The 14,165-nt window shown below is 66.1% G+C and carries 14 protein-coding genes; 6 read left to right on the top strand and 8 right to left on the bottom strand.

The genetic code is table 11. From position 1 onward, the window contains the following. The first annotated feature begins 121 nt into the window (after positions 1–121). Positions 122–1,591 (top strand): M20/M25/M40 family metallo-hydrolase, encoded by a 1,470-nt coding sequence (locus N539_RS15950; protein WP_231462948.1) that lies wholly within the window; start codon positions 122–124, stop codon positions 1,589–1,591. On the opposite strand, the gene N539_RS15945 is transcribed toward N539_RS15950, so the two are convergent. The 3 genes from N539_RS15945 to N539_RS0107400 are packed head-to-tail and all read right to left on the bottom strand — an operon-like array spanning position 1,576 to position 4,471. Next, positions 1,576–1,857 (bottom strand): hypothetical protein, encoded by a 282-nt coding sequence (locus N539_RS15945; protein ID WP_037552539.1) that lies wholly within the window; start codon positions 1,855–1,857, stop codon positions 1,576–1,578. The two genes, N539_RS15950 and N539_RS15945, sit on opposite strands and share 16 nt — an antisense overlap. A gap of 29 nt (positions 1,858–1,886) precedes the next feature. Further along, on the bottom strand, positions 1,887–4,295 hold the full coding sequence (locus tag N539_RS0107405) for a ligase-associated DNA damage response DEXH box helicase (protein ID WP_028969763.1): 2,409 nt from the start codon (positions 4,293–4,295) through the stop codon (positions 1,887–1,889). Continuing rightward, positions 4,292–4,471: a hypothetical protein gene (locus tag N539_RS0107400; RefSeq protein WP_028969762.1), complete on the bottom strand. Its 180-nt coding sequence runs from the start codon at positions 4,469–4,471 to the stop codon at positions 4,292–4,294. The genes N539_RS0107405 and N539_RS0107400 overlap by 4 nt, the downstream gene beginning before the upstream one ends. A 60-nt stretch (positions 4,472–4,531) precedes the next feature. Here N539_RS0107400 and N539_RS0107395 point away from each other — a divergent pair, with 60 nt between their 5' ends. Beyond that, positions 4,532–5,521 carry a ligase-associated DNA damage response exonuclease gene (locus tag N539_RS0107395; protein ID WP_156029829.1) on the top strand — a complete coding sequence of 330 codons (990 nt, stop codon included), beginning with the start codon at positions 4,532–4,534 and terminating at the stop codon, positions 5,519–5,521. On the opposite strand, the gene N539_RS15940 is transcribed toward N539_RS0107395, so the two are convergent. The 5 genes from N539_RS15940 to sdhC all read right to left on the bottom strand — a co-directional run bounded on the left by N539_RS15940 (position 5,500) and on the right by sdhC (position 10,218). Further along, a complete protein-coding gene (locus tag N539_RS15940; RefSeq protein WP_231462960.1) occupies positions 5,500–6,384 on the bottom strand; it encodes a GAF domain-containing protein in 885 nt (294 codons plus the stop codon). The two genes, N539_RS0107395 and N539_RS15940, sit on opposite strands and share 22 nt — an antisense overlap. A 117-nt stretch (positions 6,385–6,501) precedes the next feature. After that, a complete protein-coding gene (locus N539_RS0107380) occupies positions 6,502–7,458 on the bottom strand; it encodes an MBL fold metallo-hydrolase (protein ID WP_028969759.1) in 957 nt (318 codons plus the stop codon). A gap of 176 nt (positions 7,459–7,634) precedes the next feature. Beyond that, on the bottom strand, positions 7,635–9,434 hold the full coding sequence (gene sdhA / locus N539_RS0107375) for a succinate dehydrogenase flavoprotein subunit (RefSeq protein WP_028969758.1): 1,800 nt from the start codon (positions 9,432–9,434) through the stop codon (positions 7,635–7,637). Then, on the bottom strand, positions 9,431–9,826 hold the full coding sequence (gene sdhD, locus N539_RS0107370) for a succinate dehydrogenase, hydrophobic membrane anchor protein (protein ID WP_028969757.1): 396 nt from the start codon (positions 9,824–9,826) through the stop codon (positions 9,431–9,433). The genes sdhA and sdhD overlap by 4 nt, the downstream gene beginning before the upstream one ends. Beyond that, positions 9,823–10,218, bottom strand: coding sequence for a succinate dehydrogenase, cytochrome b556 subunit (sdhC, locus tag N539_RS0107365; RefSeq protein WP_028969756.1), 396 nt, complete (start codon positions 10,216–10,218; stop codon positions 9,823–9,825). The genes sdhD and sdhC overlap by 4 nt, the downstream gene beginning before the upstream one ends. A gap of 122 nt (positions 10,219–10,340) precedes the next feature. On the opposite strand from sdhC, the gene N539_RS0107360 reads away from it, so the two are divergent. The 4 genes from N539_RS0107360 to N539_RS15935 are packed head-to-tail and all read left to right on the top strand — an operon-like array spanning position 10,341 to position 14,150. Further along, the gene (locus tag N539_RS0107360; protein ID WP_028969755.1) at positions 10,341–11,630 is read left to right on the top strand and encodes a methyl-accepting chemotaxis protein; all 1,290 of its coding nucleotides are present in this window, start codon (positions 10,341–10,343) and stop codon (positions 11,628–11,630) included. A 39-nt stretch (positions 11,631–11,669) separates the two neighbouring features. Continuing rightward, complete coding sequence (locus N539_RS0107355) at positions 11,670–12,374, top strand: SDR family NAD(P)-dependent oxidoreductase (protein WP_028969754.1); 705 nt, start codon at positions 11,670–11,672, stop codon at positions 12,372–12,374. Continuing rightward, positions 12,364–13,284 carry a subclass B3 metallo-beta-lactamase gene (gene bla / locus N539_RS0107350; RefSeq protein ID WP_028969753.1) on the top strand — a complete coding sequence of 307 codons (921 nt, stop codon included), beginning with the start codon at positions 12,364–12,366 and terminating at the stop codon, positions 13,282–13,284. Before N539_RS0107355 ends, bla begins: the two co-directional genes overlap by 11 nt. Continuing rightward, positions 13,281–14,150 (top strand): 50S ribosomal protein L11 methyltransferase, encoded by an 870-nt coding sequence (locus tag N539_RS15935; protein ID WP_037552534.1) that lies wholly within the window; start codon positions 13,281–13,283, stop codon positions 14,148–14,150. Before bla ends, N539_RS15935 begins: the two co-directional genes overlap by 4 nt. Positions 14,151–14,165: the final 15 nt, after the last annotated feature.

The following is a 14,165-nucleotide window of genomic DNA, read 5'->3' as shown; positions in this document are numbered from 1 at the left end:
GTCCATCTGGACTTTGCCGTCGTTCCCCTTTTAGCTGCTGGCCTGATCTTGGGGGAGAATCACGGATATGAAAATGCGCGCCTTCGCCGCCACTTGCGCGGCCCTGCTATCCACCGCTGCAATGGCCGAGACTCCGAACCGCCCGGAACTCGCGGCCGCGCTCAAGGCGGCGCACCCCGCCAGCCTCAAGCGGCTGCAGGACTGGATTGCGCATCCGACCATCGCCGCCGAAAAGCTCAACGTCGAAGGCGGCGCGGACTATATGCGCCAGTTGCTGCTCGACGCCGGCTTCCAGCAGGCGAAGGTGATCCAGACCGACGGCGTGCCCGGCGTGTTCGCGACGCTCGACGCCGGCGCCCCGACGACGCTTGGCCTCTATTTCATGTACGACGTCAAACAATACGTGCCGTCGGAATGGTCGTCGCCGCCGCTCGAAGGGCGGCTGGTCGATCGGCCCGAAGGTAAGGCGATCATCGGCCGCGGCGCGGTCAACCAGAAGGGCCCGGAGACCGCATTCCTGGCCGCGCTCCACGCGTTCAAGGCGACCGGGCGCAAGCTCCCGGTGAACCTCGTGCTGGTCGCCGAAGGCGAAGAAGAGATCGCTTCGCCGCATTTCAAGCAAATCGTCCAGAACCCCGAAGTGTTGCCGGCGATGCAGAAGGTGGTTGGGGTGTTCATCCCCGGCGCGGGGCAGGAGAGCAACGGCGCGACGACCATCGACCTGGGTGCCAAGGGCGTGATGGAAGTACAGCTGATCTCCAGCGGCGAGCATTGGGGGCGCGGCCCGGCCAAGGACGTTCACTCCAGCCTCAAGGCCAATGTCGACAGCCCGGTGTGGCGGCTGGTCAAGGCGCTCGATACGTTGGTCGCGGAGGACGGGCAGACCCCCGCGATCGACGGCTGGTTCGAGAATGTGAAGCCCCTGTCGCCGCGCCAGAGGGCGCTGATCGCCGAGGGCGTGTCCAAGTCCAACGAAGCCGACGTTATGAAACAGCTCGGCATCAGGCATTGGTACAAGGATGAGGATTATCTGACCGCCTCGTACCGGCTCGCGTCGCAGCCGACGGTCAATATCGAAGGCCTGGTCAGCGGCTACACGGGCCCGGGCGGCAAGACCGTGCTCCCCGGCCGCGCCGAAGCCAAGCTCGACCTTCGTCTGGTGCCCGACATGACCCGCGAGGAAGCCGAAGCGAAGCTCAAGGCGCACCTCGCCAAGCGCGGCTTTGGCGATATCATCGTCAACGTCAGCGGCGGTTACAGTCCGACCGAGACCGACGAGAACAGTCTCCTCGTCAAATCACAAATGGCGGCGCTCAGGAAGGCGGGAGTCGAATATTCGATCAACCCGCGCCAGCCGGGCTCATGGCCGGGCGTGACCTTTACCGGCCCGCCGCTGAAGCTGGCCGCGGTCGGCTTCGGGCTCGGCACCGGCGGCGGCGCGCACGCGCCCGACGAATGGTATTTGATCGACAGCAACACCCCCAAGGTCGCGGGACTCGACGAATCGGCGATGTTTTACGTCGATTATCTCTACGAGCTGGCGGCGATGACCGGGCAGTCCGGCGGGCGGCGCGGTCAGCGCGGGCGGTAGGACGAGCAGTCGTCGGTCGGGAGCGGTCTGCTCTTGCGGCAGCGCTCCTCGGCCAGCCGCAATTGCCGGCCGCGTTCCTCTTCCGCCTTGCGGATCTCGCGGCCGCGCTTCTCATCCGCCTCGGACTGGCTGGTCGTCGCGGCGTCGACGCCGGCCGACGCAACCTTGACCGGAAGAGTGACGACATCGACCGCGGTCTGCGCCACCGCGCCGACCACGCAGCCGCCGAGGGCGAGCGGAAACAGGATGATCAGCGCGCGAAGCATGGCGACAGAGTCGCAGAGAAGCTGAGCGATTACAATTGCATCGCTTCGGCTGCGAGCGCTTCGGCTTGCGTCAGCAGCGCTTCGTCGGCCTCGGCGCCGGGCGGCAGCGATTCGCGGCCGACGATGACCATCAGCGGCACCGCCATCGGGGTGATCCGGCCGGTCTCGACATGCAGCATGGTCGCGGACGCGCGGTCGACCAGGCGGACGAGGCGGCCGAGTTCGGTCATCCGCCGCCGCGCATCATCCCATGCGGCGCGGAGCAGCAGGTGCTGGGGCTCGTAGCGCCGGAGCACGTCGTAGATGAGGTCGGTCGAGAAGCTGACCTGCCGCCCGGTTTTCCTCTTCCCCGGATGCTGCCGTTCGACCAACCCACCGATCACCGCCACCTCGCGGAATGCGGTTTTGAGCAGGTACGAGCTTTCGACCCAGTCGACGAACTCCTGCTCCAGGATGTCGGCCGAGAACAGCGCTTTCGGGTCGGTGATCGGTTCGAGGCCGTAGCAGGCCAGCGCATAGTCGTTGGCGACGAAGCCGAAGGGCTTCAATCCGGCGCTCTCCATCCGGCGCGTGATCAGCATGCCGAGCGACTGATGCGCGTTCCAGCCCTCGAAGCTGTAGGCGACCATGAAATGCTGGCCCTCGTGCGGGAAGGTCTCGACCAGCAGCTGGTGCGGCTCCGGCAGCACCGAGCGCTCGGACTGCACTTCGAGCCATTCGCGGACATCGTCGGGAAAACGCGACCAATCGTTGCGGTCGGCGAGCATCTGCCGGACCCGGTTGGCGAGATGGGTCGACATCGACATCCGCTGCCCGCCGTAGGTGACGATTTGTCCGCGCTTGGACGACGCGTGGACAATGATGTCCGTATCCTTGAACTGCTCGACCTCCAGGCTGAGGCCGGCGAAAAAGAAGCGGTCGCCGGGCGCCAAGGCGGATGCGAACCCTTCCTCGACGGTGCCGAGCTTGCGGCCGTTCTTGAAGCGGACGCTCATCAGCGGCTGCTCGACGATGACTCCCGCGTTTAGACGGTGCTGCTGGGCGACCGCAGGCTTGGCGATGCGCCACATGCCGCCCGTCTCGGGCACCAGCCGGCGAAAGCGATCATAGGCCTTGAGCGCATAGCCGCCGGTGGCGATGAAATTGAGGATTTCCTCGAACGTCTCAGGCTTGAGCCCGGCATACGGCGCGGCCGAGTGAATTTCCCGAAGCAACTCGTCCTGCTGGAACGGTGCGGCGACCGCCATCGCGAGGATGTGTTGGGCGAGCACATCGAGCGCGCCGGGCCGGAATACTTCGGGGTCGAGCTCTCCGTCGTCGATCGCGTCGAGCGCGGCGCGCGCTTCGAGATATTCGAAGCGGTTGCCGGGGACGATGATGCCCTTGCTCGGCTCGTCCAACCGGTGGTTGGCGCGGCCAATCCGCTGGAGCAGGCGGGAGCTGCCCTTGGGCGCACCCATCTGGATCACGAGGTCGATGTCGCCCCAGTCGATGCCGAGGTCGAGGCTGGCGGTTGCGACCAGGCCGCGCAGCTTGTTTGCGGCCATTGCGGCTTCGACCCGGCGCCGCGCCTCGACCGACAGGCTGCCGTGATGGATGCCGATCGGCAGGCCCTGGTCGTTTTCGTCCCACAGCTTCTGGAAGATCAGCTCGGCAAGGCCGCGCGTGTTGCTGAAGACGAGCGTGGTTTTATGCTGCTCGATCAGCCGCATGACGTCGGCGATCGCGTGATAGCCCGAGTGACCGCCCCACGGGATCTTGTTCTCGGGAATCAAGATCGACAGGTCGGGCTCGGCACCGGGATCGCCGATGACGAGGTCGACCAGCTCCATGTCGGCGTCCGGCGCCAGCCATGAGCGATACGCGTCGGGATCGCTGATCGTTGCCGACAGCCCCACCCGGCGCAGCCCGGGCGCCAGCGTTTGCAGCCGCGACATCGACAGCGATAGGAGGTCGCCGCGCTTCTCCCTGGCGAAAGCGTGAAGCTCGTCGACGACGATTGTCCGAAGTCCCTCGAACATCGTCGCGGCGTCGGGATAGCTCAGCAGCAGGCTCAGCGACTCCGGCGTCGTCAGCAGCATTTGCGGCGGCTTCACCCGCTGCCGTGCCTTGCGATCGGAGGGCGTGTCGCCGGTGCGCGTCTCGACCCGGATCGGCAGGCTCATCTCCTCGATCGGCCCGATCAAATTGCGCTGGACGTCGACCGCGAGCGCCTTGAGCGGCGATACGTAGAGCGTGTGCAGGCCTTCGCTGGGCTGGTTGGCCAGCTCGCAAATACTGGGCAGGAAGCCCGCGAGCGTCTTCCCGGCACCCGTTGCCGCCACCAGCAGCGCGCTCCGACCGCCGCGGGCGCGTTCGAGCATCTCGAGCTGGTGCCGCCGCGGCGCCCAGCCCTTGGAGTCGAACCATTCGCTTACGACGGCGGGAAGGTTGCTCAGAGGTCGTCAGACCCCTCGCGGCGCCGCTGCTCCTCTTCGGCATAGAGCTCGCGCGTGCCGGCCTCGGTCTGGTCGGTGGTCCGGTTGGAGCGGCGGCGCATCACCAGCCAGATCAGCACGATCAGCAGGATGACCGGGCCGACGATGTCGATGATCCACCACGAAGCTTCGTCCATGTCTCACTCCTCCCGCGGGAACTTGTCGCCGTCGCGCCTATATAGCTCGCAATGGCGCGATTGGGTTCCTGGATCGAGTCCCATCCCGAGGGCATTTACGTACGGCCCGCCGACGCGTGGATCGATCCGTCGCGGCCCAAGGCGAAGGCATTGGTCACTCACGGGCACGCCGATCATGCGCGGGGCGGCCACGGCGCGGTGCTGGCCACCCCGGAGACCCTCACCATTATGGAGACTCGCTACGGCCCGCAGTCGGGCCAGGGCATCATCTATGACGAGACGATCCGCGTCGGCGAGGTCGATGTCCGGTTCGTCCCCGCCGGGCATGTGCTCGGCTCCGCCCAGATCGTGCTGGAACACAAGGGCGAGCGGGTCGTCGTCTCCGGTGATTACAAGCGCCGACCCGACCCGACCTGCCCATGCTTTGTTCCCGTGCCGTGCGACATCTTCATTACCGAGGCGACCTTCGGCCTGCCGGTGTTCCGCCATCCCGACACCGGCAGCGAGATCGATCGCTTGCTGCACCGCCTCCATTCAGACCGGTCGCGGTGCGTGCTCGTCGGCGCTTATGCCTTGGGCAAGGCGCAGCGGATCATCACCGAGTTGCGGGCCCGCGGCCACCACGCCCCGATCTATTTCCATGGTGCGATCGAGCGGCTCAACGAGCTGTATGAGAGCTTCGGGGTCGAGCTCGGCGAGCTTCGCCCCGCGACCGGCGCGACCAAGCGGGAAATGGCCGGCCACATCGTGATTGCGCCGCCCGGAGCGCTCAACGACCGCTGGTCGCGCCGGCTGCCGGACCCCGTGACCGCCATGGCCTCAGGTTGGATGCGCATCCGCCAGCGCGCGCGCCAGCGCAACGTCGAGCTGCCGCTGATCATCTCCGATCACGCCGACTGGGACGAATTGACGATGACCATCCGTGAGCTCGCGCCGACCGAGGTGTGGATCACCCACGGCCGCGAGGAAGCGCTCAAGCATTGGTGCATGACCCACCAGATCAAGGCGTGCGAGCTAAACCTAGTCGGCTACGAAGACGAGGACGAATGAGTCATTGTGGCGATCGAGCGGAGCGCGGCCTGGGCGCGTTCACGGTCGATCACCAGGGCCGCCGTCTGAGTCACCAGATCGACCAGCATCAGGTCGCGAATGGTCGGTTCGCGCGGCTCGCGGTGGTACATGGCGAAGGTGCCCAGCACCTTGCGCCCGCGGGTGAGAATGGGGGTCGACCAGCAAGCTCGAAGCCCGTGAGGAAGCGCGACCTGTTTAAAGTCTGCCCATAAGGGATCGGTTTCGATGTCCGACACGAACACGGGTTCGGCGGTGAAGGCGGCGGTCCCGCACGAGCCGGCGCACGGGCCGATCTCCGCGCCGTCGATCGCCTCGCTATAAGCCTTGGGCAGGGTCGGCGCAGCCCCGTGGCGCAAGTGCTTGCCGTCCGCATCGAGTAGCAGGATCGAGCCGAGTACGTCGGTGCGTGATGTCGTTTCGACAATCCTGATCAGCTCACCCAGCGTCGTCTCGAGCGGGCTGTCGCCGATCGCGAGCTCGAGAACCCGGTTGTGCGCGGTGCGAAGTGTCGCGTTCCGCTTGTCGTCGGTGACATTGTGGCCGGCGACGAAGATTGCCGTTTGCTCGCCGGCCGCGTCGAGCACCGGTTGAAAGACGAGATCGAGGAACATCTTTTCCGTCCCTCCGTCCGTGCCGGGCAACCGCAGCGGCATCACATGGCCGACATAGGGTTGGCCGGTCGATGCGACCTGGTCGAGGATCTCGACGAAGCCCTGGCCGGCAAATTCGGGGATGGCATTGGCGACCGTCCGCCCGACGAGGTCGCGGTCGCCGACAAGCTCGTGGAACGCGTGGTTGGCTACCGTGAAACGGTGGTCCCACCTTCGAGCAGGGCCATGAATCCGGGTGCCTGTTCGAACATGTTTTGGAGCCGCTCGCGCTCGTCGTGATCCACAGCAACCGGGGTCAGCATCGCGCCGACATACAACAAGGGTGTCGCCTCGTCACGGCGCAGAAAGTCAGGCGGGCTTACGCCAGGTCGCGGCGGTCAGCGGCCGGCAGAAGCGTTGCTGCTCTTCCGCTGAGGAGCGCAGGCGCGTCTCCAGATAATAATCCGCGGCCTCGCGCGCATAGTCCTTGTGCGCGGCATCAATGAACCTCGCGGCATCGCGCGACCAGCCGTCGACGCAGGTCTTTTTGCCGGCGGTGGAATGGCCGCATTTGACGAAATTGTCATAGGCCGTGCGCCACTCGGCGAAATCGGCCCGGCTCATCACCGCTCCGTGGCCCGGAATCAGCACCGTGAAGGGTACCTTGGCGACCTCGCCCAGCGCCTTGCTCCAGCCGTCGGGACAGGCGCTATCCATGAACGGCACGATATCGACGACGAGATCACCGACAACCGCGACTCGCGTCTTCGGGTCGTAAAGCCACACGTCGCCCTCGGTCGCAGCAATTTTGGCCAGATGGACGTCGAGCGGACGGCCGGCGATGGCCATCTTGCCCGACTTCACGACGATGTGATTGGGCTTGATGCGCTCGGGATGGTCGAGGACGGAGCGCCCACGCAGAATCTGGTCGCGCGCCGATTGCGTGGTCTTGGGGTCGGCGAGCGCCTTTTCGGCATCGGCCTTGCTGTCGGCGAGGAAGGTGACGAGCGCACCCTCCAGCGCATTGCTCGCGTAGATGGCAACGCCCGGATATGCTTGGCGGATATCCCAATTGCCCGTCGTATGATCGAGATGCCAGTGCGAGTTGACGATGGCGGCGATCGGTTTGCCCTGCTGCCTGGCATAATCGATGACCGCCTGCGCATGTTCGGGGTGGCGGCCGGTATCGACCACGATCAGGCCCTTCGGAGCGTCGATGACGATCGAGTTGCCGTCGGGCCCGCTGTCGAGCGGCACTGCACCGGGGATCAAATGATAACCGGTCGGAAGCGACGGAGCCGCGGTGGCGCTCGCCGGACTGGTCATTATGAGTAGGAACAGGCTCAACCGCATTTGCTCTCCCCCCGATGGACTTCGGTGAAGCTAGCTACTCAAATTTGCGGCGAAAAGTGAAACTCGTCGGTTGCTTTAGAAATATCTGCAAAAGGGAGCCGCGACTTGCATTTCCCTAGGCTCTATGCGGCCAAAGCCTCAGGCGGCCCTCAATACACCCGCGCCTTGGGCTTGATGTACTGGATGTCGTCGGTGAGCGTGAAGTCGTGGACCGGGCGGTAGTCGATGCGGACGTCGCCGCCATTTCCGCCCCAGCCGTCGAACCAGGCGATAGTGTGCTTCATCCAGTTCTTGTCGTCGCGCTCGGGATAATCCTCCTGCATGTGGGCGCCGCGGCTCTCCTTGCGGTTGGCGGCGCAACGCATGGTAACCACGGCTTGGCCGAGGAGGTTGTCGAGCTCGAGCGTTTCGACCAGGTCGCTGTTCCAGATCAGGCTGCGGTCGGTAACATGCACGTCGGCCATGCGCTGATAGACCTTGTCGATCTTGGCGACGCCGTCGCCAAGCGTGCGGTCGGTGCGGAACACCGCGCAATCCGCCTGCATGACCCGTTGCATGTCGAGGCGGATTTCGGCGGTCGGGCTGCCGCCCTCAGCGTGGCGGAACTTGTCGAGCCGGGACAGCGCGAGCTCGGCGGAGTCCTTCGGCAGCTCTTCCTGGATGATGCCCGTCTTGAGCGTCTCCCCCAGGCGCAGGCCCGCGGCGCGGCCGAATACGACGAGGTCGATCAGGCTGTTCGAGCCGAGGCGGTTGGCGCCGTGGACGCTCACGCAGGCCGCTTCGCCGACCGCGAACAGGCCCGGGACGACCATATCGGGGTTGCCGTCCTTAAGGGTCACGACCTCGCCATGATAGTTCGTTGGGATGCCGCCCATGTTGTAGTGGACTGTCGGAACCACCGGGACCGGCTGGCGCGTGAGGTCGACGCCCGTAAAAGTCTTCGCCGTTTCTGTAATGCCGGGCAGTCGCTCGTGCAGGATCTTCGGGTCGATGTGGTCGAGGTGAAGCCAGATGTGGTCCTTGAGCTCGCCGACGCCGCGGCCCTCGCGAATTTCCATCGCCATCGAGCGTGAGACGACGTCGCGACTGGCGAGATCCTTCGCATGCGGCGCATAACGCTCCATGAAGCGTTCCCCGCTCGCATTGGTCAGATAGCCGCCTTCGCCCCGCGCGCCCTCGGTAATCAGCACTCCGACACCGTAGAGGCCGGTCGGGTGGAACTGGACGAACTCCATGTCCTGGAGCGCCAGGCCGGCGCGAAGGACCATGCCATTGCCGTCGCCCGTCTGGGTGTGGGCGCCGGTGCAGGAGAAATAAATGCGGCCATAGCCGCCGGTTGCAATGACAACCGCCTGGGCCCGGAACCGGTGCACCGACCCATCATCAAGGTTCAGCGCGACGACCCCGCGGCAGACGCCGTCTTCCGTGATCAAGTCGAGCGCGAAATATTCGATGAAAAAGTCGGCGTCGCGCTTGAGGCTCTGCTGGTAGAGCGTGTGGAGCATCGCGTGACCGGTGCGGTCGGCGGCTGCGCAAGTTCGCAGGGCGGCCGGCCCCTCGCCCATATTCTGGGTCATCCCGCCAAACGCGCGCTGGTAGATTTTCCCGTCGGCCGTGCGGCTGAACGGCAGACCGGCATGTTCGAGCTCGATCACCGCGGCGGGCGCCTCGCGCACCATATATTCGATGGCGTCCTGGTCGCCGAGCCAGTCGGAGCCCTTGACTGTATCGTACATGTGCCAGGTCCAATGATCCGGGCCCATATTGCCGAGCGCCGCAGCGATCCCGCCTTGCGCGGCGACGGTATGGCTGCGGGTCGGGAAAACCTTGGTGATGCAGGCCGTCTTCAGGCCCTGCTCGGCGGCTCCCATGGTGGCGCGCAGCCCGGCTCCGCCCGCCCCGACGACCACCACGTCGTAGCTGTGGTCGACGATCTGGTAAGCACTCAAGCCCCGCCCCCGAGGGTGATGCGAGCGAGTGCGAACAGCGACAGCGCAGCGCCGCCGACGGCAAGGAACAGCAGCAAGGTGTTCAAGGCGAAATTGTTGCCGGGCTCATGCACATAATCGTCGACGACGACCTTCATCCCGTCGAGCGCATGCTTGAAGCCGACAATGATCAGCAGCGCCATCGGCACCGCGCCGCTCGGCGCGCGCAGCCATTCGAAAACGGTGCGCTGGTCCAGGCTCGGCAGCAACAGCAGCGAGGCGATCAACCAGGAGCCGAGCAGAAGCAAGGCGACACTGGTGACTCGTTCAGTCAGCCAATGCTCGCCACCTTCGCGGGCCGAGCCGAGGCCGCGAGCGCGGCCAAGCGGGCTGGCGCTCTCGCCGAGGCTCATGCGCGGTACTCCAGGATGTAGACCCACAGGAGCGCGGTCAGTAGCACCGAGCCGACGAGCGTCAGGATGGCGAAACGCTTGTTGGTGTCGAGCTCGAAGCCGGCGCCGGTGTCCATCACCAAGTGGCGGATGCCCGAGAAGAGGTGCTGGAAAAAGGCCCAGGTCAGCCCGACGAGGACGATGATGCCCAGCGGGTGGACGGCCGCCTTGGCGAAGGTGGCATAGGCCTCGGTCCCGCCGGCGAGCGCCATCAGCCACCACGTCAGCACGGCCAGGCCGGCGATCGACAGCCCGACGCCGGTCACGCGGTGAAGGATCGAAATGAGCATGTGGGGTCCCCATCGCCAGACGGTCAGATGGGGCGAGAGTGGGCGCGGTGGAGCTTTTGCCATGGAGCCGCCGCTTAAGGCCGCCTCCGATGCGAGGCAAGTTTTGGGCATCGTCTAACCCGGTCTTAACCATTGTGCGGCAAGAGCGTCGGCAACACGACAAAGTGAAGCACGGAGAGCGACGGATGACTGGCGAGACCGCACAGCTGCAGCGATTGACCGACGAACAGGTGAGCGCACGGCTGAAGGCCTATAACCCGGGCGGTTCGCTCGAGCGCGACGTTAAACTGTTCAGGGACCATATGCTCGGGTTCGTGGTCGCCGAGATTGGGGCACAGTTCGGATCCGACCGGGCGGACCGGTATTCCGCGATTTATTCGGGCAACATCGATGCGACCTGGATACAGTCGATCGCCGAATATGGACGGCAGCTCTACCACGACCATACTTCCGTGCCGGAATATATCGCGGATCGTTTCGAGATCGCGGATCGGATCTTCAGCTCATTGACCAAGCAGCTCGATGGCGATTGCGATCAGCTCGCGCGCTGCATGTCGGCCTATTACCGCATAGACATCATCGAGACGGACATCATCCTCGCGCAAGTGGCGGTGCTCCAGTCGATCGAGGCCGCCGACCAGCGGGGTCATGAAAGCGAGCAGTTCGAGCACCGCGTCGGCGAATTGGTACGGGCATCGACTGACCAGTCGAAAAGCCTGACCGACCGCACCCGCGCTACCGCGGCCTCGGCCCGCGGCATGCTCGGCAAAACCAGCGAAGTCGCCGCCGCTGCCGAGCAGTCGGCCGTCGCCATGCGCGAAGCCGCCCAGACCGCCGCCGGCCTCATTCGCGCGATCGAAGATGCGCGGACCGAGGTCGAAACCGCAGCCGAGGTCGCGACGCGCGCGGGCGATCAGGCGAGCCAGGCGGTCAAGGTCAGCCAGGCGCTGTCCGCGCACGTGGAGGCGATCGAATCGATTCTCAGCCTGATCCGCGACATCGCGGGCCAGACCAACCTTCTCGCGCTCAACGCGACCATCGAGGCGGCACGCGCCGGGGATGCCGGCCGCGGCTTCGCGGTCGTCGCCCAGGAAGTGAAGAGCCTAGCCTCACAGACGGCGCGGGCGACCGACGATATCACCGCCAAGATCACCGCGATCCAGCAGGCGACGCGCCAGACGGTCGAGGCCAATGGGTCGATCCAGGGCACCGTCGAGGAAGTGCAAACCTCCGCCGACCGCATCCGCCAGGCGATGGAGTTGCAGGCGCAGACGGTGACGATGATCACCGCCGCGGTCGACGAGACCGCGCTCGCCGCCGACTCGATGAGCTCGACCATCGCCGCGATCCGCACCGATACCGAGAACGTCGCCCAGGACATCGACGAGGTGGAGCAGGGCTTCGGCCGCTTCAGCGAGCAGATCGCCAACTTCAAGTCGACCGCCAAGGCCTTCGTCAACGGCATGGTCGCCTGACTTCTTCCCCCGCCGCGCCCGGAAGGGTAGGCGGGCGCCATGAACATCCTCATCACCGGCGCCAGCCGCGGCATTGGCGGCGCCGCTTACGCGCTCCTCAAGCGCCACGGCCATAACGTCCTTGGTCATTCGACGCGGGGCAGCGACCTGCTGATCGCCGGTGACCTTGCCGATCCCGGCGCGCCCCGGGCGATCTGGGATACCGCGCTCGATGAGCTCGATGGGCGCATCGACGTGCTGGTCAACAACGCCGGCATCTATGAAAGCGTCGCCGACAACGCGACCGACGACGAGTGGCACTCCGCGTGGCACCGCACGCTGACCATCAACCTGCAGGCCGCGGCCGATCTCAGCCGTCTCGCCGTCTCGCACTTCCTCGATCGGGGCGAAGGCGGGCGGATCGTCAACGTCATCAGCCGCGCAGCCTTTCGCGGCGACTCGCCCCAGCACTGGCATTACGCCGCGTCGAAGGGCGCGCTGCTGGCCGTCATCAAGACCATCGCCCGGGGTTATGCGGCGGACGGCATCCTCTGTTTCGGAGTGGCGCCCGGTTTCACCGTGTCCGAGATGACCGAGGAGTATCTGCAAGGGCGCGGCGGCGCGAAGATCATCGCCGACATCCCGCTCGGCCGCGTCGCCTCGACCGACGAGGTCGCGGAGACGATCCGCTGGCTGGCGGTGGACGCGCCGGCTTCGGCGACCGGCAGCGTCATCGACGTCAATGGCGCCAGCTATGTTCGCTAAGGCCGTCATCGCCCCGGCGTTGCTGCTTGCCGCCCAGATCTCGATTCCGTTCGGCAAGCCGCCGCCTCGCGTGGCGGCGCCCATCGCGCCGATCGAAACCGCCGGGCCGCTGTGGGCCGACGCCTGCAGGGATTCGGACGATTGGGAAAAGCCGGCGCCGCCGGTGCGCATCCACGCCAACACCTATCTCGTCGGGACGTGCGGCATCTCCTCGATCCTGATCGTCGGCGACAAAGGCGACATCCTGATCGACGGCGGTCCGGAAGCCGCGGCGGACCTGATCGCCAACAACATTCGCGAACTCGGGTTCAGCCCGCGCGACGTGCGCATCATCCTCAACAGCCACGAGCATTTCGATCATGCCGGCGGCATCGCCCGGCTGCAGCAGCTGACCGGCGCCCAGCTTTATGCGTCGGCCGCCGCGGCGAACGTGCTGAGGACCGGCTCGCCCAGCGCGGACGATCCGCAGGCGGGTGTCCTAAAGCCGTTTCCGCCGGCGCGGGTCGACCGCATCGTCCAGGAGGGCGAAATGGTGCGGCTCGGCAGTCTCGCGCTGTTTCCGGTCGCGACCCCGGGGCATACGGCGGGGGCAACGACCTGGCATTGGGGCGCGTGCGATGGCGGCGTCTGCCGCCAGATCGTCTATGCCGACAGCCTGACCGCGGTCAGCCGCGACGACTACCGCTTCTCCGCGCATCCTGCGCTGGTCGCCACCTTCCGCAAGAGCATCGCCAAGGTCGCGGCGCTCGATTGCGACATCCTGCTGACGCCCCATCCGGCGGCGAGCAACATGCCCAAGCGCCTGCTCGGCCTAGCGCCGCTCAGCGACCCGAACGCCTGCCGCGCGTACGCGGGGTCATTGACCCAGAAGCTCGATGAACGGTTGGCGAAGGAAGCCGCGGGCAAGTGAGCTTCCGGGTCAGTATCGCCTGCACTCGCGCGCAGGGCGAGGCGATCGCCGACGGCGAGGAGATCCTGCCCGGCGCGGTGCTGGTCGCCGACGAGCCCGATCCCGGGCAGCCCGACCACTGGCTGATCCACGCGTACTTCGAGCATCCGCCGACCAAGGATGAGATCGCGGCCGTGGCGACGCTCGGCCTCGACGCCCCGCAGGTCGAACAGTTGGGCGAAGCCGACTGGGTGACGATGAGCCAGGCCGGGCTGCAGCCGATCCGCGCCGGCCGCTTCACTGTCCACACCCCGACCCACGCACCTGATCGCGACCGGATCAATTTCGAGATCGACGCCGGCCTCGCCTTCGGCACCGGCCAGCATGCAACGACCGGCGGCTGTCTCGCCGCGCTCGACAAGCTGGAACGCGACGGCAGGCGCATTGCCAACATCGCCGACATCGGAACGGGGACGGGGCTGCTCGCCTTCGCCGCGCTCGCGTTGTGGCCGAACGCCAAGTGCATCGCGACCGACATCGATCCGGTCGCCGTCGACGTCGCGCGCGACAATGCCGCGATCAACCGCGTCAAGTTGGGCCATGGAGCAGGCGAGCTGCTGCTCGCGGTCGCCGACGGCATGGACTCGCCGATGCTCGCGGCGCGAGCGCCGTTCGACTTGATCGTGACCAATATTCTCGCCGGTCCCCTGACTGAGCTCGCGGCGGACTTCGCGAAGTCGTTGGCGCCGGGTGGGACGATCGTCCTTGCGGGATTGCTGGACAGCCAGGCCGATGGAGTGGCCGCGGCTTACGAGCAATTGGGGTTCGGCATCGCAGAGCGCGGCTTCGGCGAGTGGCCGGTATTGGTCTGCGAACAGCCACATTAGCGGGCTTGCCTGCCT

Origin of the sequence: Sphingomonas sp. URHD0057 (genome assembly GCF_000620665.1) — a bacterium.
Classification (GTDB): Bacteria; Pseudomonadota; Alphaproteobacteria; order Sphingomonadales; family Sphingomonadaceae; genus Sphingomicrobium.
This window is presented reverse-complemented; position numbering and strand designations above follow the sequence as displayed.